The following is a 25,439-nucleotide window of genomic DNA, read 5'->3' as shown; positions in this document are numbered from 1 at the left end:
CTTTTATTTTTCAACAGCGTTTATTTATGATATTCTTATGAATTAAATCAATAATATGTGTTAAAATAGGATTGTTGTTTTCTTTGTTCCAAACTGCAGACAAAACCGTTCTTTGCGGAATGTTATTGAGTTCAATAAACTTCAAATTAGGGTTGTTTAGGTCTTTTAATGATTTAGGAACAATAGATACACCAAAACCATTTTCTACTAATTTATAAATAGACCCTGAATGGATGGTATTGTGAGATACTAGTGGTGCAAAGCCACAATCATCAAAAATGCCCATTACTTTTTCATAGTAGGTAGCGCTATATTCGGGATCAAAGAGAATGAAAGATTCACCCTTTAATTGAGTCATGTTTTTGAAGTTTGATGCGTTTATTTGGTGTGCTATAGGTAATACTAAACAAAATGGTTCTGATAGTACAGCGGTTTGATTTAAGCCTCTAGGAATCCGCTCAAGCCTAACAAATCCAATATCAATGTCTTGGTTTAACAGACTATCCAGTTGTTTTTGGTTGTCCATTTCCTTAAGATTGAACAAAACACCAGGATGATCTTTTTTTAACAAAAGTAAAAGGTGAGGGATAATATGTTGCATGGCAGAACCTACATAGCCAAATTTTAGTTGCCCCTGTTTTCCAGCGGCTAATAATTTGGCATGATTGAATATGATATCAAGATTTTTTAAATTTTTTGATAGTTCTTGTTTTAAATATGTTCCTGCTCGTGTCAATTTAACTTGTCGGTTATGTCTGTCAAACAACTTGATGCCAAGTCCATTTTCCAGGTCTTTTATCTGTCTACTCAACCCTGGTTGGGATATGAACAAATGGTCTGCCGCCTTTCTAAAATGCAATAACTCGGCAACTGCTAAGAAATATTTAATATGTCTGTATTCTAATTGATAACTCAAAGTTATTATTTGTTGATTATATTAGTCTTGTTAAGCATCAAAGTTATGAATAATTTTGTAACAACGATATATTAAAGATGTCATGTTTAAATACGGAATTGATAAACTTACTGTAAAAAAAGTGAGTCAAATTGCCAATGGTAATTTAAAAGCTATCCTAACAAGTGAGGCGATTGAAAAAATAGAATCATGCCGTGCTAAGGTTGATAGTTTGGTAGCTTCAAACAAGGCTGTTTATGGAATCAATACAGGATTTGGTCCTTTATGCGATGTAAAAATTTCACCATCGGAAACTAATTTGCTCCAAAAGAATTTACTAATCACACATGCAGTTGGGGTAGGAAAACCTATTTCAAAAGAACTGTCTAAACTTATGATGATTTGTAAAGTGCATGCGTTGTGTCAGGGGTTTTCAGGGATTCGATTAAAAGTTGTTGAACGCATACTTTATTTTATAGAACATGATATGGTACCTGTGGTACCAGAACAAGGCTCGGTTGGTGCATCTGGCGATTTAGCACCATTGTCTCATTTGTTTTTACCACTACTGGGGGAAGGTGAGTTTTGGATTGACGATACAGAAGTGGCTGCCAAGGAAGTTTTAAAATCACACGGGTTAGAACCTATTAAACTTAAGGCAAAAGAAGGGTTAGCATTGATTAACGGCACGCAGTTTATTTTGGTACATGCCATTACAGGATTAAGTAAAATGAAATATTTACTTGATTTGGCCGATGTTTCAGGAGCTATGAGTTTAGAAGGTTATCAGGGCAGTGAATCTCCTTTTAAAGAGTTGTTGCATAGCATTCGTCCATTTAAAGGAAGTTTAGCGGTAGCCAAGCGTATGAGAATGTTGTTTGAAAATTCCAATAATATTAAATCTCATGAAAATTGCGAACGTGTTCAAGATCCGTATTCCATGCGATGTATTCCGCAAGTTCATGGTGCTTCAAGAAATGCATATTATCACCTTAAAAAACTAGCAGAAATAGAAATGAATGCTGTGACCGATAACCCTGTTGTGTTAAGTGAAACAGAGGCTATATCTGGTGGAAATTTTCACGGACAACCTTTGGCAATGGCTTTAGATTATGGTGCGTTGGCGGCCGCTGAGTTGGGAAATATTGCTGATAGAAGGTGTTATTTATTGATAGAAGGAAAATATGGTTTACCGCGGTTGCTTACAGAAAGTGGAGGCCTCAATTCTGGTTTTATGATACCACAATATACTACAGCAGCTTTGGTTACAGAAAATAAGTCTTTGTGTTTTCCGCCATCGGCAGATAGTATTCCTACCTCATTAGGTCAAGAAGATCATGTGTCTATGGGAAGTATTTCTGGACGTAAGTTTAATCAGATTTTAGAAAATCTTGAAAAAATCTTAGCGATAGAAATTATGTACGCCACGCAGGCTATGGAGTTTAGGCGCCCCAATACGTTTTCAGAAATATTAGAAGACAATTTTAAACTGGTAAGAAGTAAGGTGGCCAAGCTAGAAGAAGATCGCCTTTTAAAAGATGATATTAAAGCCATTATTCATTTGGTGAAGCAGCAGTTGTTTAGAGTAAAATAACATTTGATTATGACATTTAGAGAAGACATATTACAAGGTATTCCTAAGGAACTTCCAGAAAAGTTTACTTACAGTGATAACGTAAATCATGCGCCTAAACGAAAAGATATACTTTCAAAAAAAGAAAAACAGTTGGCAGTGCGTAATGCCTTGCGTTATTTTCCTAAAAAGTGGCATGCGATTTTAGCAGTTGAATTTGCTCAGGAACTGAAAGATTTCGGTAGAATATATATGTATAGGTTTAAGCCTAAATATACCATGTATGCTAGACCAATTGAAGAATATCCCGCTCAATGTAGTCAAGCAGCTGCCATTATGTTAATGATTCAAAATAACCTTGATCCAGTTGTAGCGCAACATCCTGAAGAATTAATAACATACGGCGGTAACGGTGCAGTGTTTCAAAATTGGGCTCAGTATCTATTAACCATGCAATATCTGGCCAATATGACAGAAACGCAAAGTTTGCATATGTATTCTGGGCACCCTATGGGGTTATTTCCATCTTCAAAAAATGCCCCGCGCGTCGTGGTTACCAATGGTATGATGATTCCTAATTATTCAAAACCAGACCACTGGGAAAAATACAATGCGCTTGGTGTAACCCAATACGGACAAATGACAGCGGGATCTTTTATGTACATAGGCCCACAAGGTATTGTACACGGAACCACAATTACCATTATGAATGCCTTTAGAAAAGTGCTTTTAAAGGATGAAACTTCGGCAGGCAAAGTGTTTTTAACTGCGGGGTTGGGGGGTATGAGTGGTGCGCAACCCAAAGCAGGTAATATTGCAGGGTGCATTACCGTTTGTGCTGAGGTTAATGAAAAGGCGGCTAAAAAACGTTTTGAACAAGGCTGGGTGGATGTCTTAACACATAATTTAGATGATTTAGTAAATCGGGTTAAGGAGGCGCAAGCAAATTCTGAAGTGGTTTCTATAGCTTTTATAGGTAACGTGGTTGAGGTTTGGGAACGTTTTGATACAGAGGATATTTTTGTGCATTTAGGATCAGACCAAACGTCTTTACACATACCGTGGACAGGAGGCTATTATCCTGTTGGGTTATCCTACAATGCAGCCAATGAAATGATAAAAAATGAACCTGAAAAATTTAAGGTACAAGTTCAGGCTTCTCTAAAACGACATGCTGCAGCCATAAACCGTCATGCAGCAAAAGGCACTTATTTTTTTGATTATGGAAATGCTTTTTTATTAGAAGCGTCAAGAGCGGGAGCCGATGTTATGGCTGCAAATGGTATAGATTTTAAATACCCATCTTACGTTCAAGATATTTTAGGACCTATGTGTTTTGACTACGGTTTCGGGCCATTTCGATGGGTGTGTACCTCTGGAAACCCTGAAGATTTAGATAAAACAGATGAAATTGCTAAGCAAGTCCTTCAGGACATTATGAAACATGCACCTGAAGAAATTCAACTTCAAATGCAAGATAATGTGACTTGGATTCAAGATGCTAAAAAAAATAAATTGGTTGTTGGGTCGCAAGCACGTATCTTGTATGCGGATGCTGAGGGTCGGGCTAAAATAGCCCTAGCCTTTAATAAAGCTATAGCAAATGTGGAGATAGGTCCTGTAGTATTGGGCCGCGATCATCATGACGTAAGTGGTACAGATTCGCCTTATCGGGAAACCTCAAACATATATGATGGCAGTCAATTTACGGCAGATATGGCCATTCAAAATGTGATTGGAGATAGTTTTAGAGGTGCAACCTGGGTGTCTATTCACAATGGTGGAGGCGTAGGTTGGGGAGAAGTAATTAATGGTGGTTTTGGTATGTTGTTAGACGGGTCTGATGAAGCTGAAGAACGCCTTAAAGGCATGCTGTTTTTTGACGTGAATAACGGTATTGCTAGACGAAGTTGGGCAAGAAATAACGAAGCGCTTTTTGCTATAAAAAGAGAAATGGACAGAACGCCAGAATTACAAGTTACATTACCTAATTTAGTTGAGGAGGAATTACTAGAAAACTTATTCTAATGCGAATACTTTTTAAAAATATTAAGGCTTTAGTTCAGGTAAGACCAACTGACGTAAAATATGTGGCTGGCCAAGAAATGGATCTTTTACCTCAAATAGCACATGCCTTTTTGTTGATAGATGATGGTATTATCAAGGAGTTTGGTAAAATGGAAGTTTGTCCAGGGGTAGAAGTTGATGAAACCGTGGATGCATCGGGTAAAATGATTTTACCTTCATGGTGTGATTCACACACACATTTGGTTTACGCAGGTAATAGGGAAACCGAATTTGTTGATAAGATTAATGGGTTATCTTATCAAGATATTGCTAGTAAAGGAGGAGGTATTTTAAATTCTGCCAAGACATTACAAGAAACCACTGAGGAGGATTTGTATGCACAAAGTAAAACGAGACTTGAAGAAATTATTGCCTTAGGTACTGGAGCTGTTGAAATAAAGTCGGGTTACGGACTTACCACTGATGCCGAAATTAAAATGCTTAGAGTTATAAAGCGACTAAAGCAAGAGTATAACATTCCTATTAAGGCAACATTTTTAGGGGCTCATGCTGTACCCAATGCCTTTAAAAATAATCAAAAGGAGTATGTGCAATTGGTAATAGACGATATGCTTCCAAAAATAGCTAAAGAAAATTTAGCCGATTTTATTGATGTGTTTTGCGAAAAAGGATACTTCTCAGTAGAAGAAACGGCAACGATTATAAAGGCTGGGAAAAAATATGGAATACAATCCAAAATACATGTCAATCAGTTTACATCAATTGGCGGTGTTCAAGTTGGTGTGCAACATAAAGCTCTTTCTGTAGATCATTTGGAGGTGTTAAGTCCTAAAGATATTACTGCGCTGAAAGATTCAACAACTATGCCTGTGGCTTTACCTGGATGCTCATTTTTTTTGGGGATACCTTACACGCCAGGGCGAGCTATTATTGACGCTGGTTTGCCATTGGCTTTAGCAACAGATTATAATCCGGGTTCTGCGCCATCAGGTAATATGAATTTTGTAGTATCAGCGGCTTGCATCAAAATGAAGTTAACCCCTGAAGAAGCTATTAACGCAGCCACAATAAATGGAGCTTATGCTATGGGGCTAGAAAGTGAAGTAGGAAGTATTTCTATTGGAAAAAAAGCAAACCTCTTTCTAACCAAACCCTTAAACTCTATTTACGCTTTACCTTATCATTTCGGAACCAATGCTATTGAACAGGTTTACCTTAATGGCAAGAAAATTTAAGTTTATTTTTTTAGGTTTTTGATGCGTTGCAATAGGGTGGGATGCGAGTAATGCATAAACACATAGGCAGGATGTGGAGTTAAATTGCTTAAACTGTTTTTTGATAATTTTTTTAAAGAAGTAATTAAAGGCTCTGCTTTATAAGTGTTTTTGGCGTAATCATCAGCCTGGTATTCAAACTTTCTAGAAAACACATTCATGATGAGTCCAGTAATTTCAGAAATAGGAGCGTATAATAACCCAAAGGCAATAAGTCCAATATGAAAACTAGGGGTTTCCACACCAATAGCTTGCGATAACAGTGGGTTTCCAATAAATAAAGCAAGTATAAATAAGGTTAAACCTGTTAATAGAATGGACGTAACTAGGTTGAATATAATGTGCTTCCTCTTATAATGTCCTACTTCATGAGCTAATACGGCAACAATTTCTTCGTCATCTAAATCATTAATTAGGGTATCATAAAGTGTGACACGTTTTTCACTGCCAAAGCCAGAAAAATAGGCATTAGCTTTGGTGCTTCTTTTTGAACCGTCAATTATAAATATTTTATCCAGTTTAAAACCAACGCTTTGCGCATATGTTGATATTTTATCTCGTAAATCACCTGATTCTAAAGGTGTTTGCTTATTGAATAACGGTACAATAAGTTTAGAATAAAACATATTCATAAAAATGGTAAACGCCGCGATAAGCGCCCAAGCATAAATCCAGAAATTTTTGCCTGTAGCTTCATAAAACCAGATAATTAATGATAAAATGAGTCCGCCAATAACGGCCATCATTAGCCAACCTTTTAATTTGTCAATAAAAAAAGTGCGTTTTGTTGTTTTGTTGAAGCCAAATTTTTCTTCAATAACAAAGGTGCTATAATATGAAAACGGCGTGGTGATTATATCACTGCCAATCATAATAATTCCGAAGAAAATTAAAGCAATAATTACGGAGTTGTTAGAAAAATTTCTGGCAATTTGGTCTACCCATTCAAAGCCGTCAAAAAACAAAAAGCCCAGCGTCAATACTATAGAAAATGTTGAGGTGATGATTCCAAATTTGTAGTTAGTGTTTTTGTATTGTTGAGATGTTTTGTATTCGGTATCGTCGTAAACATCTTGCAGCTCTTCAGGAAGTGCATCGTTAAAATGGTTGGCATTAAGTGCATCAATAACTTTATCAATAACAAAGTTGATAATAATGATGCCTATTATGATATAAAAAAGGGTGTTGGCGGTCATGTTTCAGAACTTTAAACATCTTTCGACGTTCGTTTTATTTAAAATTTCGTTGTCTTTTGGCTTCAAAAATAAGGATTCCTGCCGCAACCGAAACATTCATAGAATCAATTTCGCCTTGCATGGGGATTATGATATTTTGTTTTGAATGTTTTAGCCATGCCTCGCTTAATCCTGTGGCTTCAGTTCCTACAACAATGGCAGTAGGTTCTGTGAAGTTTTGTGTGTGATAAGGCACAGAAGCTTGTAAGGCTGCACAGTAGATGTTAATGTGCTGTTGTTTTAAAAAATCAATGATTTCGGTTGTTGTTCCAGTAGCAATACTATTGGTAAAAACGCAGCCCACACTAGACCGTATAATATTTGGGTTATATAAATCGGTTTTGGGATTGGCAATGATAACAGCATCAACATGAGCGGCGTCTGCAGTGCGTAAAAGTGCACCAATATTTCCAGGTTTTTCAGGAGCTTCAGCTACTAAAATTAAAGGATGTTCTTGCCTGAAATTTAAGTTTTCTAAACCGTGCAACTTGTTTTTTGCAACAGCTATAACGCCTTCAGTAGTATCTCTATGCGCAAGTTTTTGATACACCTCTTTAGAAACCTCTATAAGGTCAACATGATCATAATTAAGTGTTTTTAATTTGTTTGAAGGGAATAAATCAGGCGAAAAAAGAATGGTTGTAAGTGCATAACCACCTTTTATAGCTAGCGTTATTTCACGTTTCCCCTCAATTAAAAACAGCCCTTGTCTACGGCGTTCACGCGACTTTTCTTTAAGATGAACGAGCTGCTTGATATACGTGTTTTGAGTGCTAAATATCTGTTTCATAAGTATGGTACAAAAGTAAATGATTTTAGCGTAATTAGAGGAGTACTAATGAGGCAGAACTAAATAAAATTGTAGACTACATTAAATGACAATCTTATAAAAAAAGCGAGCTAAAACCAAAACGGGAATTTAGCTCGCATGTATTTTATATTTTAACTTAAAATGGACTATTTGTTGAAATACTCAAGGCGTCTCATTACTTCTGAGTTTTGACTAACCTCGGTGTCCATATTATTGGTGTCTATATTAAATGTATAAGATTTTTTAAAGTCGTCTTTCATTAAAACCATAGAGTTTAAAATTAATAAAGCCTCTGCTGAATCTTTTGATGCGTATAAAGCATCGGTCATACCTTTTACAGGGTCATCAACTCTAGTTAATCCTAAAAACTCCCAGGCTCTAACCTTATTGATTAGTTCATCATCCGTTTTTGAAATGGCTTCTATAACGGATTGTAATGATAGTGCTTCAGTATTAAAACGACTGCAAGTAATTAATGCCCAATAACGTTTCCATGGGTCTGATGAATTTAACGCTTGTTCTAATTGATCCTTTATGGAATCGAATGGATATAAAGATAAGTTAGCAATATCTACATACGAAGCAATTTCAGATTTGTGTGCTTGACCAAATGCAACAGGATTATCAAAGGCGTTATTTATCAAATAAAACTCAGGATAGAATGATAAATCAGGCATGCCTTTTACTCTTTCATTTAGGTTGCTACGCAGATCTTCTAATACTTCAGCATACTCAGGGTTATTAGCTAAGTTATTTGTTTCGTAAGGGTCTGCCTCAACATCATAAAGACTTTCAGGTAGTTTGGTTTCAAAAAATTGCGACTGTATGTCATTCAATTTACCTGCTTCATATAGCGCTTTCCATTCTTGGTAGCCTAATTGTATGTAGCGGTAATTATTCATTAAACCATCATAATTGAAGGGTTGATAGTTTCTTTCGTATTTATATTTCCCTTTTCTGATAGCTCTTACAATGTCGTATTTTTCATCAAATCTATCAGCGTAGCTAAAGGTTTCATCTCTTTTTGAAACCTCGTTAGAGGTTATGTTTTTTCCTAAGAAAGGTTTACCATCAATATGTTCTGGAATATTTGCTCCTGCTAAGTTTAATACCGTTGGACCAAAATCGATAAAACTTACAAAGCCATTTTCTTTTGAACCGGGTTTTTTATCTACCATGTTTCTATACTTTGGTGGAATATAAACCACAAGAGGTACATGAACGCCAGATTCATTGATATAACCCTTGCTTCCAGGAAGTACACCTCCATGATCACCAAAATAGAAGATAAAGGTGTTTTCTAATAACCCATCAGCTTCTAACTCATCAACGACTTGCCCAACTTGTGCATCCATTTTTTTTATAAGATCGCGATAACGAGCGTTCGTATATTTGAATAGTTCCGTTTTAGGGTGATTAGGAAAAATAAAACAAGAATCTTGGTTTGTTTTGGTGCCTTCTTTTATAGCCGATTCAGGAAAATGTAATCTACTTTCGTGCGTGGTTAATATATTAAACACATGAAAAAAAGGTTGACCAAGGTTTCTGTTTTTCCAAGTGGCTTTTTTTGAAGATTCGTCCCAAACGCTGTCATGTTTTATGATGTTATAGTCTTCTTTGGCATTATTGGTCGTGTAATACCCCGCTTTTTTTAAATAATAAGGAAACATTTTAACATCATCTGGCATGGGCACTTTTTGTAACTTTCTGTGGTAGTTAGTGGCGAGTCTAGGACCGTACGATGCCGAGATTAAAGTAGATCTGGCTGCACTACATACCGCTGCATTTGAAAATGCATGGGTATAAGTGATGCCTCCTTTGGCTAACTTTTCTATATTAGGAGCTTCGGTGCCATGTTCATCAAACAAACGCATGTAATGTTTTGAATTATCTTCAGAAGTAATCCAAACAATATTAGGTGGTTGTGTGGATTCTTCTTTGCCAGAACAAGAGCTGAAACATGAAATTGTAATAAGAGATAATAGAACTATTGAATATTTAATTTTCATAATAAATATGGTATTTTATTAATCTACATGAGCGTCAACCTCTCCGCCAATATTGTTTTCTGAATAGCCTTCAAGCGTTATCTTGTAGGCATGTGCATATTCTGAAGGGAACTGGTTAGGCGCTTTTATAACTAAGCCCGATTCATTTCTTGTCCATTCTATGGTTTCATCACTACCTAATAATTCAATATTTTTAATCACTGAATTAAGAACGCCTATTTGAGTGCTCAATGATTTTATAACGGTTTCTCCTTCAGGTTTATCCATAACAATGGCATAAAATTCCTTGTCGGATTTTTTGGTAAATCGAATATCTGAATTTTTATATACAATATCTAATTTTTCTACTTTATGTCCGCCTTCAGGTAAACGGGTAGGACCTTCGCCAAAAATAGTCCATGGTCTTGTGCCGTAAATGGCATCGCCGTTCACAGATAACCATTGTCCTATTTCTTTTAATAAATGAACCATTTCCTCGGGAATGGAACCGTCAGGATTAGGTGGTACGTTTAGTAGCATACTACCATTTTTAGAGACAATATCAATAAGAATATCAACCAAATCATTAGGTGTTTTAAATACAGCACCAGGTCTATAAAACCAAGCACCAGGAGAGGTGTCTGTTAGCCAAACATGTTCTTTGGGTTGATTTGGGCGTCCGCGTTCATAGTCTTTTATGGCCGAATCTTCATTAAACGTACTTTCTTTATAGCATACCACAACCTCTTTGCTCCATTCCAGACCTTTATTGTAGTAATATGCTAAGAACTTTGTACGACATTCTTCTGTCATGTTTTCTAGCCACCAATCAAACCAAATGAGATCAGGTTGGTATACATCAATAAACTCTTTTAATTTAGCCCACCAGCTTTCATAAAAATCGGCATCTGGAGTTTCAGAATCTAGAGGATGTGGATTCGTATAAAGGTCATAATCTTCAGGAGAAACACCGCCATATTTGTGAGCAGGTGCAAAGTATTGCCAGGTAAAGGCGTGGTGAAAAGAGCCCATAAATTTTAATCCCTTGGCTTCAATTTCTTTTTTTAGCTCGGCAGAGGGGTCAATGCTGCCATAATTCATAGAGTTCCATCGTGTTGCTTTTGAATCCCACATGGCAAAATTATCATGATGCATAGCTACAGGTCCAGCAAATTTAGCGCCCGACAAAGCAAATAATTCGGCCCATTCTTTAGCATTAAACCCACTGGTTTCAAATTGTTCGATGATATGCTTATACCCATATTTTTTGGGGTCACCATACTTTTTTTTGTGGTGCGTATAGTTTGAAGAAGGTTTACCATTGTTAGGTACCTTTTTGCCATCAACATACATTTTCATGCCATGCCAACCTGCATACCATTTTTTCGGGTCAGCACCTACAAATGCAGATGATACAGGTCCCCAATGTGTGTATATACCAAATTTAGCATCTCTAAACCAATCAGGAGCTTGATTTACCTGTTCTAAGGATTCCCAATTAGCCATATACTTTTTATGAGCTGAATTTTGTGCCCAGGTAAAACCAGTTACACATAGTATCAAAAAAAATGTAATAAGCACTATCAGATGTTTCATTTGTCTTGTTTTTTTTAACTCTATATTTAAACTATTCATTTGGTTAACAAAAGTATCCTTACATACCTTACCAAACTTTGGTATATGATTCTATTTTTAATTCATATGGTTGATTGTCTTATTTTAATGTGCCAATTAATCAAATGTAGTGAGATAATTATATTTTTGTCTTAAACTAAGATTTTAATGAAAATTAATAGTGCTCCATGCAAGTGTTTTGATTTAAAGATATTGATTACAGTGTTTTTGTGTTCTGTTTTTAGTATATGTAATTCACAGAATAGTATTGAATTTGAACGTCTTACAACTAGTGATGGTCTGTCTCAAAGTGATATAAATTGTATTTATCAAGATGATGATGGGTTTATGTGGTTTGGAACATTTGATGGGCTTAATAGATATGATGGCTATCAATTTAAAAATTATCTGCCAGAAGTAAATAATCACGGAAGTATAAGTAGTAACATTGTTTTTGCAATTACCGGGGATAAAACAGGAAACTTATGGGTTGGAACCACAGGAGGTGGGCTTAATAGATTTAATAAGAAAACTGGGATATTTACCAGATTTGAACATAATGAAAATGATAGTAACACAATAGATAGCGATTATATTACTTCGGTTTGTGTTGATAAAAAAAATAGACTATGGGTAGGTACTGTTCATGGAATTAATATTCTGGATTTAACAAAAAAACAGGAGTCCCCTGTTTTTAAACATTTAGAGACGGTTAATAATAAACCTGTTAAAACAATTCATGAAGATAGTAGTGGAAATATTTGGGTAGCTTTTGCAAATGAATTATTTAAAGTAGAAGAAGATAATATAAGTTTTAAACTAGTAAAGATAAGATCGTTTAATGGGTCTGTAAATTATATTGGTCAAAATGAGTCAGGAGAATTAGTAGTTGGTGCCTATGGAGGTGTCTATATTAAAAATAACTCAAGCATAAAGTCTGATATTGAATTTACAAGAATTATAAAAACTTACCCGCAGTCTTTAGCAGTAGATAAGAATGTTTATTGGGTAGGTACCGAGATTGGTTTGAGGCAGTTTGAATACTCAAAAAAAACAAAGAAGTTTGAAGAAATCGGGTATTTTGTTTATGATCCGCTAAACCCTAAAAGTATTAGTAAAAATATCATAAAAGCCTTGTTCAAAGATAAAACAGGAATTATTTGGATAGGTACTAATGGAGGAGGAATTAATAAATTTGATTCTAATAAAAAGAAGTTTAAACATGTAAGAAGAACCTCCAACCCGCATAGTTTGAGTTATGATAAAATACGTTCGTTTTATGAAGACAGTCAGGATAATTTTTGGGTAGGAACAGAGGGAGGAGGGCTTAACTTGCTTCGAAGGGAAGATAATGATGGAAATTATGATAAGTTTAAAGTTTACCTTGATAGAGCTAAACCATTCGCTTTAGAAGAGGTTACAATTAATGAAAAGCAGTTTCTTTTGGTAGGCTCTGGTTATTCCGGAGCTCTATATAGGTTGGAAATAGATACCGTCAATAAAACAGATAATTTAAATTTTGAGATTATTTTAAAGACGAATGGAGCTATTTTTTCGCTATTACAAGACAGTAACAAAACTATTTGGGTAGGCACTTATAATGGAGGTGTTTATAGGCTTATACCAAATGGTGATGATTTTAAGATTGATGTTTTTAAACATAGCATAAATGATACAAATAGTTTGCCAAATGACATTATAAGAAGTATTTATCAAGATAGTAAAGGAGATGTTTGGTTTGGCACTGGGAATGGTTTATCGCGGTTACATGCATCAGAACTGTTAAAAGATAAACCTAAATTTAAATCTTATATCCATAAGGAAGATGATAGAACATCAATAAGTCATAATTATATAATGCCTATTTACGAGACTGAAAAAGGAGAATTGTTTGTAGGAACATTTGGAGGAGGACTTAACAAATATATGCCTGCAACACAGGAGCATCAAGAAGGTTTCAAATCTTACGGATTAAAGGATGGACTGCCAAATAAAGTGATTAAATCTATCTTAGAAGATGGGTCAGGGAACTTATGGGTGTCAACCAATAAAGGGTTGTCAAAGTTCAATCCTAATACGGAAACCTTTAAAAATTATGATGAAAATGACGGCTTGCAAGATAGTGAGTTTCAGGAGTTAGCTGGAATAAAACGATCAAATGGAGAACTGGTTTTTGGTGGGATTAATGGTTTTAATGTGTTTAATCCTAGAGAAATTAAGGATAATATTGAGCCACCAGAGACAGTTATTACTCAATTTTCATTATTTAATGAAGAAGTTGAGATAGGTGAAGCGTATAATGGCAAAGTACTTTTAGATAGTGCTATAAATTATACACAAATAGTTAATCTTGATTATAGTCAAAATAGTTTTTCATTTGGGTTTGCTGGATTACACTTTGCCGCATCAAAGAAAAACAAGTTCGCTTATATTTTAGAAGGGTATGATAAAGACTGGGTGAAAACAAATTCAGCACAGCGTTTTGCCAATTATACTAATATTCCACCAGGTCTCTACACCTTCAAGGTAAAGTCTTCAAATGGTGATGGTATTTGGGATATATCACCAGCTCGCATTGATTTAAAAATTAAACCTCCGTTCTGGTTAACAAATTGGGCCTATTTATTATATACGTTAGGTATTATAGGTTTACTAATTGGTTTTAGACGGTACACGGTTATCAGCACTACTAAAAAGCATCAATTTGAGCTTGAGCACTTAGAGAAAGAACAAAAAGAGGAATTACAACGTGTAAAACTGGAGTTTTTTACTAATGTTTCGCATGAGTTCAGAACGCCTTTAACTCTAATAAAGGGGCCTTTAGATTATTTACTAGAATCGGAAACTACCAAACATATTCCAGAAGTTCAAGAGCAAGCTAAGATTATGCGTAAAAATACCGATTATTTGATGCGTTTAGTAAATCAATTGCTCGATTTTAGAAAAATTAATCAAGGTAAAATGCGATTGGTTTTAAGGCATACAGATATCATTAGTTTTATAAGGGATATTGCAGAACCATTTCAGTTTACGGCACATAATCAGAACATAAACTTAAAAATAGGGTCTTCTTATAAAAAATTAAAAACATGGTTTGATCATGATGCTTTTGAAAAAATCATGAAAAATATACTTTCTAATGCGTTTAAATTTACTCCCGAAAAAGGAGAAATAAGTATAGAGATATCCAAAGAAATTTTTGATATAGACCAAGTAGTTATCATGATAAAAAATACATCCATTGATATTAGTGAGGAGGAGATCTCGAACATTTTTGAACGGTTTTATTCAAAACCAAATAAAAATAAAAAGTTTCAAAGAGGTTCAGGGATAGGACTAGCTTTTACTCAAAGTCTTATAAATGTTCATCAGGGTACTATTGAAGCTAAATTAGAAGAAGAGAATCTAATCAATTTTATAATCAGGTTACCACTTCATAAATCGGCTTATGAAAATTTACCTGAAATAAGTATAAAGGAAGAAACAGAAAGTGATTTTCTGATAAGGTCCTCAGAACAGGAGTCTTTTGCTATTGACATGAATGATGAAATTACAGATGCTGAGATCATGAACAAACGTTCAAAGCTACCTGTTTTACTGGTAGTTGATGACAACAGTGATATTCGTACTTTCATAAAAAGGGCACTTAGTAAAGATTTTAAGGTGTTTGAAGCGAGTAACGGTCAAGAAGGTTTAGAAAAAGCATTTGAATTAATTCCTAACATAATTATAACAGATGTGCTTATGCCAATTATGGATGGTATTGAGCTTTGTAATCATTTAAAATTTAATAACAATACAAGCCATATTCCTGTAATAATGCTTACCGCTAAGTCTTCTAAAGAAAGTGAAATTGAGGGATTAGAAATTGGAGCAGATGCCTATATAAAGAAACCCTTTGATTTAAATGTCTTAAAATTAAAGCTAGCCAATATTTTAAAACATAGAGCTGAACTTAGAAAAAGGTTTAACAGAGAAATTACATTGCAACCAGAGGAAGTAGTAGTTACCTCACTAGATGAAAAATTTCTTCAGCGTGCTATAGAAATTGTAGAAAAGCATATGATGAATACCGATTTCAGTGTGGAGTTATTGGTAAAAGAAATGGGCTTAAGTAGAAGTCATTTGTATATTAAGTTTAAAGAGTTAACAGGTTTGTCCTCAAGTGCGTTTATTAGGAATATTAGATTAAAAAGGGCGGTGCAACTTTTAGAACAAAGTGATTTTTCTGTAAAAGAAATTATGTATATGACTGGCTTTAATACCTCATCATACTTCTCGCAGTGTTTTAAAAAACAGTTTGGTGTTTTGCCAAGAGATTATATTAAGAAATTAAAAGAAGGTAAAGATAATTTGGGTGGTCAAGATTTAGAACAGGAAGAAGTGTAGTTTTTATATAAAAAGTAAAATATCTGGATGACAATTAGAATTTCTTGAACTTTAAAATCCTAAAATACGAGTGTTTTTTATAAAAGTTATCCCTTAGAGAAAGTCTTTACTGTTGTTTTTTTCTTTTTTGGGAGATTTTATCTTGTTTTAAAGTATGCCAGGCATTCAGTTTAGTAAATTTAGATAATAGGATTAAATGTAAAAACCCATTGTCAATACAAAAACCAAAGGAAGGGGTAATAAACAAAGTAATCATGGTGTTTATATAGAAAACTATCTTTTTTTTTTGCTCAAAAAAAGTTTAAGAGAGCATTTTTTAGTGGAATATAGAGTTTGAGACCATTTGTTACATTATTAGAACCGTATGGTTTAAATAAAGTATGTGATTATAAATACATTTGGTTAAGAAATAAAAAAAACTAGTAGTATAAATGAGGCTGTTACATGTTGTGTGTTTTGCGTGGTTAACCTTTTTAGGGTGTTCTAATAAAATAAAACAAAAAGGTCAAGATATAATAAAACCTAATGTTATCTTGGTGTTAACCGATGATCAAGGTTATGGAGATATTGGAGCTCATGGTAATGACATTATAAAAACGCCTAATATTGATAATTTGTATCAGGAAAGCTATCGTTTAACTGATTTTCATGTAGGACCAACCTGTGCACCTACACGTTCAGGGTTAATGACAGGGCGCTATGCAAATACTGTTGGCGTATGGCATACTGTTGGAGGGTGGTCTTTATTAAGGGAGCGAGAAAAAACCATGGCAAACATGTTTGTTGAAGGCGGCTATGTTACAGGTGCATTTGGGAAATGGCACTTAGGTGATAATTATCCGTTCAGACCAGAAGATAGAGGTTTTCAAGAAACCGTGATGCATGGTGGTGGCGGTGTTTATCAAACACCAGATTATTGGGGGAATACTTATTTTAATGATACCTATTTTCACAACGGGAAGCCTCAAAAATATAAAGGCTACTGTACCGACGTGTTTTTTAATGAGGCTATTACGTTCATAAAGGATAACAGAAACAAACCTTTCTTTTGTTATATAGCAACCAATGCGCCTCATGGTCCATATAATGTGCCAGTAGAGTACTATAATATGTATAAAGAGTTGAGTGATGAGGTGCTCACAGAAAAGCAAAAGCGCTTTTATGGTATGATTACAAATGTTGATGATAATCTTGGTAAACTGAGAAAAACGTTAAAAGAATTAGATATTGCTGATAATACCATTTTAATTTTCATGACAGACAATGGTACTTCTGCAGGAATAGCTTACCACAAGGGTAAACCAGCTACTGGTTTTAATGCAGGCATGAGAGGAACAAAAGGAAGTGCTTATGAAGGGGGGCACAGAGTGCCGTTTTTTATTCATTGGAAAGATGGTAAAATTTCTGAGGCTAAAGATATAAATGAATTGACTTCTCAATTAGATGTCATGCCCACGTTAGCACAGTTATGTGGTATTGATTTACCCAAAGGACATTTACCTTTAGATGGAGAGAGTTTAGTCCCTTTTATTGAAAATACAAAGCATAAAAATAACCGAATGCTTATTGCAGATTCTCAAAGAATTCAAGTGCCTGAAAAGTGGAGAAACTCTTCGGTTATGCAAAACAAATGGCGACTTATTGATGGGAAAGAACTCTATAATCTTGAAATAGATAAGGGACAAAAAGAAGACTTGGCTAGTCAATATCCAAAAAGAGTTAAAGAGATGCGTGCCTTTTATGATCAGTGGTGGAAACAAGTGTCAGAAGATTTTGAAGAAGAAGTATATTTTAAAATTGGACTTAAAGAAGAAAATCCAGTAGCGCTTACCGCACATGATGTACATGCCCCAAATGGTAGCCAACCATGGAATCAAGTATACATAAGAGAAGGAGCAAAAGGGGAAGGCTATTGGAGTATTGATGTGAAAGAAGCTGGTGATTACAACATGGCACTAAGGCGTTATCCTGTTGAAGCTGATTTGTTAATCAATACCAGTATTCCTGGGATAACAAAACAAGATTTGCCTGGTTTAGAAAAGGATATCCCGCAGGGAGAAAACTTGAACTATGTAAAAGCTACTATAAAAATAGGTGAAGACATTGACGTATCTGTTCCAGTAACTAATTCAGATAAGGAGGCCGTTTTTAATGTGTCTCTTAAGTCGGGGAAAACCAAATTAAATGCTAGTTTCTTTAATGATAAGGGCGAAGAAAATGTAGCCTATTACGTCTATATCGAAAAAGTGTAACGAATACTCATACTATAAAATATTAAATATTTCAGACTTACTTTTTTACAAACACATGACTATAAAATCACTTTTTAAAACAACATTATTACTTCTTTTTGTGCTTAATATCTTAAGCGTATTTGCACAAAAGGACGAGCGACCTAATATTGTTTTTATTTTAACCGATGACCAATCTTATGGGTTAATGGGTTGTGATGGTAATGAAATTGTTCAAACGCCTCATCTCGATCAATTGTCACAAGATGGCATATTTTTTACTAATGCCCATATTACAAGTGCCATTTGTACACCGAGTAGAATATCAATTCTATTGAGTCAATATGAGCGAAAACATGGCGTAAATTTTAATTCTGGAACAAGTGTTTCTGATGAAGCTTGGGAACAATCCTATCCTATGATTATGAGAAAAGCAGGATATTATACAGGATGGGTTGGAAAAAACCATGCACCTATAGGAAACGGAGGTTATACTAGTGGTGTTATGGAAAAAAGTTTTGATTATTGGTATGCGGGGCATGGGCACCTTAGTTTTTATCCTAAAAAGGTTCATGAAATTTTTAACGATGCTATTGCTCATACACAACCTGAAGTTATCAATGAAGGCGTTAATGATTTTATTGATAATAATGAAAGACGTTTAAAAGGAGCTATCCGATTTTTTGAAGAGCGTCCTACAGATAAACCTTTTATATTGTCAATAAATTTTAATTTACCACATGGCAATGGTACAAAATCGATGAAATTGCTTCCTGAAGATGATGACATTTACAAAACCTTATATCGTGATTTAGATATTCCATTGCCAGAGCATTATGTGGCCAAGGCTGATATAAAAATACCAAAGTTACCATCTGATTTATTACGTGCTGAAGACAGACAAGATGGATATAATTATGTAGATACACCAGAAACCAATAAAGAACGATACATCCGACAATTACAAGCTATGACAGGTATAGATAGGTTGGTTGGTAATTTGCGTAAAAAGTTAAAAGATTTAAAGTTAGATAAGAATACGGTAATTATTTTTACATCCGATCATGGTTTGTTTATGGGAGAACAAGGCCTTGGAGGAAAAGCATTGTGCTACGAAAAAACCACACATGTTCCTATGATTATCATGGATCCTAGAGTAAAAAGAAAGTATAAAGGATTAAAAAGCGATGCTTTAGTACAAAGTATTGATGTAGCAGCAACCATACTATCTATTGCAGGTTTAGAACAACCAAAAAGTTTTCAAGGCTCCAATATACTTCCTTTGGTTTATGGAGAACCTTTAAAGGTAAGAGATTATGTGTATACTGAAAATTTATGGTCAACACAATTTGGAAATCCAAGATGTGAATCCGTTCAGAATGACGAGTGGAAATACATTAGGTATTACAAGAATGAAACATTTTCGGCCACAAAAAAAATTAAAGTGGCTAAACAATTAGGTATACCCGTTAACAAAATACTCTATACGGTTCATGATCCAGATATTGCAATTTATAGAAGTTTTGTTGAAGGTCCAGTGGATGGCGAACAACCAGTATATGAAGAATTGTATCATTTGAAAAATGATCCAGCTGAATTAAATAATCTGATTAATGATGAGGAGCATGCCTTAATTCTAAATACATTTAAACAACAGTGGGCGGTTGAAATAAAAAATGCAAGAGGCAATGGCGCGCCAAAGGTACTTAGATATACAAATGATAGTCATCCTGATGGTGGACATTAAAAGCTAAAACAAACTGAAGAACATTATTAAATATAACAAACTTTAAAACATGACATTTTTTTATACAAAGCCCTATCAATTTCTCTTAACCTTATTCCTCATATCGTTAACTTCTGGTAGTTATGCACAAAAGGCACCATATTTCAAAGAGGGAGAAAGTCCTGTATCTTCAGAAAAGAAATGGAAGCTCGTTAAAAGCATGTCTGATGAATTTAGCGGCAGTAAGGTTAACCAAAAAAAATGGCAAATTTCAGGTCAAGGTTGGATTGGGCGAGCCCCAGGTTTGTTTTTACCCAGCAATGTCACCGTAGCTCATGGTAATCTGCAAATAACAGCTACTAAACTACCTAAAGATGTAAAAAAAGAAGGAAAAGTATTTACACACGGAGGTGGTTATGCGGGTTCAAGAAAAGGAATGACCTATGGCTATTATGAGTGTAGAATGAAAGGAAACAAAACCTTTATGTCTTCTACCTTTTGGTTGATTAATGAAAGAGAAGAAGCTATTGATTGTGATAGGAGAGTAACAGAGTTGGATGTTCAAGAGTGTGTAGGACAAATCAATACAGATAAGGATTTTGCTCAAGACGCCGATCAAAGAATGGGCTTTAATACTCATAGTAGAGGTATTCAAGATGGTTGTGATATCCCCGCTGGAACCATAGGGGGAAAAACGCCAACAGCAGGAAAAACCTATGAAGATTTTCATGTGTATGGGGTTTGGTGGAAAAGTGAAAAAGAAGTGCTATTCTTCTTAGATGGAGAGTTTGTTGAAAAGGTAACGCCTAAGGCAGACTTTAATCTGCCTATGCACTTAAGAATGGTTGTAGAGACCTATAACTGGAATCCAGTGCCTGAAGATGGTGGCATGACAGGCTCTTTTGAAGATAGAACAACCCTCTATGATTGGGTGAGAACATGGAAATTGGTTGATTAAAAAACTGTGAAAATGAAAAAAGTATTTGTTTTAATCTGGAGTTGTTTAATTTGTTTTTTCTCTTGTAAAAAACAAGAGGTTTGGAATATAAAAGATTACGGAGCCCTTGATGATGGAAAAACAATAAATACATTATTTATTCAAAAAGCCATTGATGACTGTGCAAAAAAAGGGGGAGGTACTGTACTGGTTGATGGTGCCACCTATATATCTGGAACCTTATTGCTGAAAAATAATGTCAATTTAAAAATCACAGAAAAAACGGTACTTCAAGGGAGTATTAACCCTAATGATTACCCAGTTGTTGATCCGTTTATTGATGCAACGGGTCAATTTAGAGGCCAATGTTTTATAGGTGCCATTGATGTTGACAATGTAGCTATATCAGGAAAAGGAACTATAAATGGTCAAGGCGAAATGTTTACGCCCGCCAATATAAAGAAAACCTTATCGAAGCTGAATGTTGAGTTGATAAAACCTGATTTAAAGGGGCTTATTGCAGAAGGAGGCAAGTATGTGAACAATAATATACGGTTGTCAAACAGACCATTTTTAGTACGTATGGTTAGGTCTAAAAATGTAAGGCTTAAAGATATACATTTAAGACAACCGGCCGCTTGGACCTTGCATTTTTTTGAGTGTGACGGATTTGAGGTCGATGGCATTGATATACACAGTCACGCCAATCAAAATAATGATGCCATAGATATGGATTCAAGTATAAATGGTCTTGTTAAAAATGTGACTATTGATTCTGGCGATGATGCTATTTGCTTTAAATCAACCAGTCCTAAACCAACATCCGATATTGAGGTTTATAACTGTAACATTAAAAGTGAATGGGGTGCTATTAAGTTTGGTACGGAGTCTATGGGAGATTTTAAAAACATCACCATTAAAGACTGTTTTATTCATGATACTAAAGGAGGAGGTATTAAAATTTTAAGTGTAGATGGAGCGGATATTAATCACGTATTAATTGAAAATATTGAAATGAAAGATGTTGAAATGCCTATTTTTATCCGGTTAGGAGAACGTGGTTTAACCTACAGAGACGCACCAAAACAGCCTGTAGGTTCTATCAATAACGTAGTTATTAAAAATGTCAATGCTCAAGTTTCGGATGCTTCAAAATTAAGGTTAAATCCAACTACTGGGTTTTTCTTTACGGGAACTCAAAACCATAAAATAGGGCGTATTACATTTGAAAACATAAAGGTGAGTTTACCTGGAGGAGGTGTAGAAGAAGATTCAAAGATAAAGGTGCCTGAAAATGAAACACAGTATCCAGAATTTACTAAACTAGGCGCAACACCTGCCTACGGACTTTATGGAAGACATATTGAATCATTAGAAATGCATGATGTTTCTTTTTCTCTTAGAAATGTCGATAAAAGAGAAGAGATTATTTTAGAAGATGTTAATATGTAGTTTTGAAACACTTGAACAAAATTGTAAAAAGGTAAACGTGATTAATTATGACAAATTATAAATTTCATTTAACACTTCTGTTTTTGATGTCTATGTTGTTTGTAGAAGCTCAAAAAAGTGTTGAGATATCAAACAAAAAGCCGAATATTATAGTTGTTTTAGCAGATGATATTGGTGTAGGTGATATTTCAAAATACCGCCGATTACATAGTGACAACATCATATTAGAAACCCCTAATATTGATAGTTTAGCAGATGCAGGTATGATGTTTACAGATGCTCATGCACCAGCAGCCTTGTGTGCCACAACAAGGTATGCTATAATGACAGGTAATAGTTGTTATAGGAGTTCAGAACCGTGGGGTGTATGGTCGGGTTATGCTAAATCCGTCATAAAAGACGATCAAATGACCTTGGGCAAGCTTATGAAACAAGCCAATTATAACACAGCATTTTTTGGAAAGTGGCATATCGGTACTAGTTTTGCCAAAAAAGGGGTGCCAGAAAAAATTTATGAGCCAAAAATAGGAAAAGCACCTGTACTTGATATTGACATAACCAAAATACTGCATGGTCCAACCCAATTAGGGTTTGATTATAGTGTAACTTTACCAGCAGGCATTCAAAGTGTGCCCTATGCTGTTTATGAAAATGACCAATGGTTGAAATTAAAAGAAGATTCTAAAATTGAAATTATTGATGCTGAATACTTAGCTAAATTAAATTTGAAACTTGATAAAGCTATTGGCTATGGTGATTCAAATTGGGATCCCCATAACATAGGAACTATTCTAGCTAATAAGGCCGTTGATTATATAACCAAAAATGCCAATAAAGAAAAACCATTTTTCATGTATTATTGCTCTCAGGCGGTTCACGTACCACATGCGCCAGCCAGCACATTAGATGGTGTTAACATAAAGGGAACTACACCATCTTTGCATATGGATATGATTAAAGAGCTTGATGTGCAAATGGGCATGATGGTAAATACATTAAAGCAACAAGGCATATATGACAATACGGTATTTATTTTTACTTCAGATAATGGAGGATTGCTGGGAGATAAGAAAACAGCAAAATCTGGGCATAAAGTAAGCGACATCTATCGTGGAGCTAAGAATCAAGCATATGAAGGTGGTCATAGAGTACCGTTTATTGTCAGTTGGCCCGATGAAATAAAACCCAATCAAATGTCAGATAATCCCATTTTAGGGTTGGATATTATGGCTACTATAGCGGCCATTTCAAATCAAAAACTTAGTAATAATGTAGCTCAAGATTCATATAACTTATTACCTGTTTTAAAAAATGAAAAGCAGGCAACAACGCATCCTTTTTTAATGGTTCAAGGTGGATCTCAACATGAGTTTATTTTAATTGATAACGGATGGAAATTGATTCTACAAGTTGATAAAAAGGATAAAACAAATAAAACAAGTACACCTGTAGCCTTGTTTAATTTGAATGATAATGTAGAGGAAGAAGAGTCTAAGAATTATATCAAAAACCCCAACTATCAAAAAAAGATACAAGAACTATATAATAAATATAATCAAACTCGAGAGAGTTTAGTGTTTACTGGATCGCATTTTTGACATTTTGTTGCAGTATGTAAACCTTTTGTGGTATGCCTCGTTAAGTTTAATTAAGACATTTGTATAAAATAAACTTAAGTGGTAATCATGAAATCTTTTATACCTTTTTTTAAATTAGTTGTAGTCCTATTTTTTGTAGGACATATGTCGGCACAAGAAAATTTTAAAGCAACCTGGGAATCTTTAAAAAAGCATAAAGCAGTGCCAGAATGGTTTGCAAATGCCAAGTTAGGGGTGTATTTTCATTGGGGGGTGTATTCTGTTCCAGCTACAGATGGCGAGTGGTATCCGCGCTGGATGTATGTACCAGACCGCCACCCAAATCTTTGGGGAGGAGAAGTGTATAAAAAGCACAGAAAAAACTACGGTGAAAACTTTCATTATCATGATTTTATTCCCATGTGGAAGGCTCCAAAGTTCAATGCCAAAGCATGGGTAGATATGTTTGAAAATATGGGGGCCAAATTTATTGGATCAATTGCAGAACATCATGATGGGTTTTCGCTTTGGGATAGTCAAGTAAATGAATGGAATTCTGTTGGTATGGGGCCTGGTATTGATGTGGTAAAAGCCATTGGTGAAGAAACTAAAAAAAGAGGCTTAAAGTTTATGGCAACATTTCATCATGGGTTTCATAACATGTTTTATCCCAAACCTGATTTGTCTTATTTACGTCCTGTAACACTTAATACGTACAATTATGTATACGAAAATTGTGAGGTGCCACAAGATGAAAAATATAAAAACCTCTATTGTAATATGGATTATAATGAGGCGCAAGACCTTTGGTTAGGAAAATTGAACGAAGTTATTGAAGCGCATTGCCCTGATTATATCTGGATGGATTTTGGGCAACGTTTTATTTCTGAAGATTACAGAAAACAGTTTCTTGTAAACTATTTTAATAAGGCAAAAGTAGAAAACAAAGAGGTTGTTGTAAACACCAAAGGCAATTTTTTTCCAACCGAATTAGCTGTGGTTAATGTGGAGCGTGCTACTATGGAAGATATTACATCAGAAGTGTGGATTACCGATTTCATTTTAGGGAGTAGTTGGTGCTACAATAAAGAGAAAAGAACTGCGATTGATCCTGCACAGGCTATTAGGATATTAGCTGAGGTGGTAAGTAAGAATGGGGTTATGCTTTTATCGGCGGGTCCTATGGCAGATGGAACTATGCCTGTAGAGCAAGTGAATGCTATGGAAGGTATTGGGGCTTGGATGCAATTATATGGTGAAGCTATTTATGATACTAAACCGTTTTTAGTGTTTGGGGAAGGTACTACTGTTTTAAAAAGAGATGAAGCAGACGCTTGGAATGCATACGGAGCTATCAAACAAGGGTTGAACAAATTAAATTCGTCCGATGTAAGATATACCCAAAAAGGAAAGGTGGTGTATGCTATTCAATTGGGGTGGAATGAAAAGGAATCAGAAAGAATCTTAGAAGTCTTTGCTAATCAAGGTAAGGCATTAAAAATTAAATCGGTGTCTGTTTTAGGAAGCGAGGAAAAAATTCAATGGAAAAGGAATAAACTAGGGTTAATTTTAAAACAGCCTAAAAATAGACCAGCAGAAGCAGAAAAAGCGTTGGTCTATAAAATAGTTTTAAAATAAGTTTATATACACGAATAATCCTATCTGTAATTGGAAATGTTAAAAAGGAATAATGAAAGATAAGATAATTG

At 34.9% G+C, this 25,439-nt stretch carries 15 protein-coding genes; 10 read left to right on the top strand and 5 right to left on the bottom strand.

Annotated elements, in window-relative coordinates; genetic code table 11:
- Window positions 1-10: 10 nt before the first annotated feature.
- Window positions 11-916, bottom strand: a complete 906-nt coding sequence (locus tag KFZ70_RS16810; protein ID WP_139697719.1) for a LysR family transcriptional regulator — start codon at window positions 914-916, stop codon at window positions 11-13.
- Window positions 917-998: 82 nt separating this feature from the next.
- On the opposite strand from KFZ70_RS16810, the gene hutH reads away from it, so the two are divergent.
- Genes hutH through hutI form a run of 3 tightly spaced genes read left to right on the top strand, consistent with a single transcriptional unit; the run spans window position 999 to window position 5,731 of the window.
- Window positions 999-2,489, top strand: a complete 1,491-nt coding sequence (hutH, locus tag KFZ70_RS16805; protein WP_139697717.1) for a histidine ammonia-lyase — start codon at window positions 999-1,001, stop codon at window positions 2,487-2,489.
- A gap of 9 nt (window positions 2,490-2,498) precedes the next feature.
- Window positions 2,499-4,496, top strand: coding sequence for a urocanate hydratase (locus KFZ70_RS16800; protein WP_139697715.1), 1,998 nt, complete (start codon window positions 2,499-2,501; stop codon window positions 4,494-4,496).
- The gene (gene hutI, locus KFZ70_RS16795; protein ID WP_139697713.1) at window positions 4,496-5,731 is read left to right on the top strand and encodes an imidazolonepropionase; all 1,236 of its coding nucleotides are present in this window, start codon (window positions 4,496-4,498) and stop codon (window positions 5,729-5,731) included. The genes KFZ70_RS16800 and hutI overlap by 1 nt, the downstream gene beginning before the upstream one ends.
- Before the next feature lie 2 nt (window positions 5,732-5,733).
- Here hutI and KFZ70_RS16790 read toward each other — a convergent pair whose 3' ends face one another.
- From KFZ70_RS16790 to KFZ70_RS16775, 4 genes are all read right to left on the bottom strand, one after another.
- The gene (locus tag KFZ70_RS16790; RefSeq protein ID WP_139697711.1) at window positions 5,734-6,966 is read right to left on the bottom strand and encodes a M48 family metallopeptidase; all 1,233 of its coding nucleotides are present in this window, start codon (window positions 6,964-6,966) and stop codon (window positions 5,734-5,736) included.
- A 34-nt stretch (window positions 6,967-7,000) separates the two neighbouring features.
- Window positions 7,001-7,795 (bottom strand): RNA methyltransferase, encoded by a 795-nt coding sequence (locus tag KFZ70_RS16785; protein ID WP_139697709.1) that lies wholly within the window; start codon window positions 7,793-7,795, stop codon window positions 7,001-7,003.
- 167 nt (window positions 7,796-7,962) lie between these two features.
- On the bottom strand, window positions 7,963-9,825 hold the full coding sequence (locus KFZ70_RS16780; RefSeq protein WP_139697707.1) for a sulfatase: 1,863 nt from the start codon (window positions 9,823-9,825) through the stop codon (window positions 7,963-7,965).
- Between the two features lie 18 nt (window positions 9,826-9,843).
- Entirely contained in the window at window positions 9,844-11,400 is a 1,557-nt protein-coding gene (locus KFZ70_RS16775) for an alpha-L-fucosidase (protein ID WP_139697705.1), read from the bottom strand.
- Between the two features lie 186 nt (window positions 11,401-11,586).
- On the opposite strand from KFZ70_RS16775, the gene KFZ70_RS16770 reads away from it, so the two are divergent.
- From KFZ70_RS16770 to KFZ70_RS16740, 7 genes are all read left to right on the top strand, one after another.
- Window positions 11,587-15,807, top strand: coding sequence for a two-component regulator propeller domain-containing protein (locus KFZ70_RS16770; RefSeq protein ID WP_139697704.1), 4,221 nt, complete (start codon window positions 11,587-11,589; stop codon window positions 15,805-15,807).
- 431 nt (window positions 15,808-16,238) lie between these two features.
- Window positions 16,239-18,059, top strand: coding sequence for an arylsulfatase (locus tag KFZ70_RS16765; RefSeq protein ID WP_139697702.1), 1,821 nt, complete (start codon window positions 16,239-16,241; stop codon window positions 18,057-18,059).
- A gap of 55 nt (window positions 18,060-18,114) precedes the next feature.
- Window positions 18,115-19,785, top strand: a complete 1,671-nt coding sequence (locus tag KFZ70_RS16760) for a sulfatase-like hydrolase/transferase (protein ID WP_139697699.1) — start codon at window positions 18,115-18,117, stop codon at window positions 19,783-19,785.
- A gap of 49 nt (window positions 19,786-19,834) precedes the next feature.
- A complete protein-coding gene (locus KFZ70_RS16755; protein ID WP_139697697.1) occupies window positions 19,835-20,722 on the top strand; it encodes a family 16 glycosylhydrolase in 888 nt (295 codons plus the stop codon).
- 12 nt (window positions 20,723-20,734) lie between these two features.
- The gene (locus KFZ70_RS16750; RefSeq protein WP_139697695.1) at window positions 20,735-22,153 is read left to right on the top strand and encodes a glycoside hydrolase family 28 protein; all 1,419 of its coding nucleotides are present in this window, start codon (window positions 20,735-20,737) and stop codon (window positions 22,151-22,153) included.
- A 47-nt stretch (window positions 22,154-22,200) separates the two neighbouring features.
- Window positions 22,201-23,751, top strand: a complete 1,551-nt coding sequence (locus KFZ70_RS16745) for an arylsulfatase (protein ID WP_233244062.1) — start codon at window positions 22,201-22,203, stop codon at window positions 23,749-23,751.
- An 87-nt stretch (window positions 23,752-23,838) separates the two neighbouring features.
- A complete protein-coding gene (locus KFZ70_RS16740) occupies window positions 23,839-25,368 on the top strand; it encodes an alpha-L-fucosidase (RefSeq protein WP_139697693.1) in 1,530 nt (509 codons plus the stop codon).
- Window positions 25,369-25,439 lie beyond the last annotated feature (71 nt).

The organism is Allotamlana fucoidanivorans, assembly GCF_045788535.1.
Classification (GTDB): Bacteria; Bacteroidota; Bacteroidia; order Flavobacteriales; family Flavobacteriaceae; genus Allotamlana; species Allotamlana fucoidanivorans.
The sequence above is the reverse complement of the archived record's forward strand: the minus strand, read 5'-3'. Positions and strand labels throughout refer to the sequence as shown.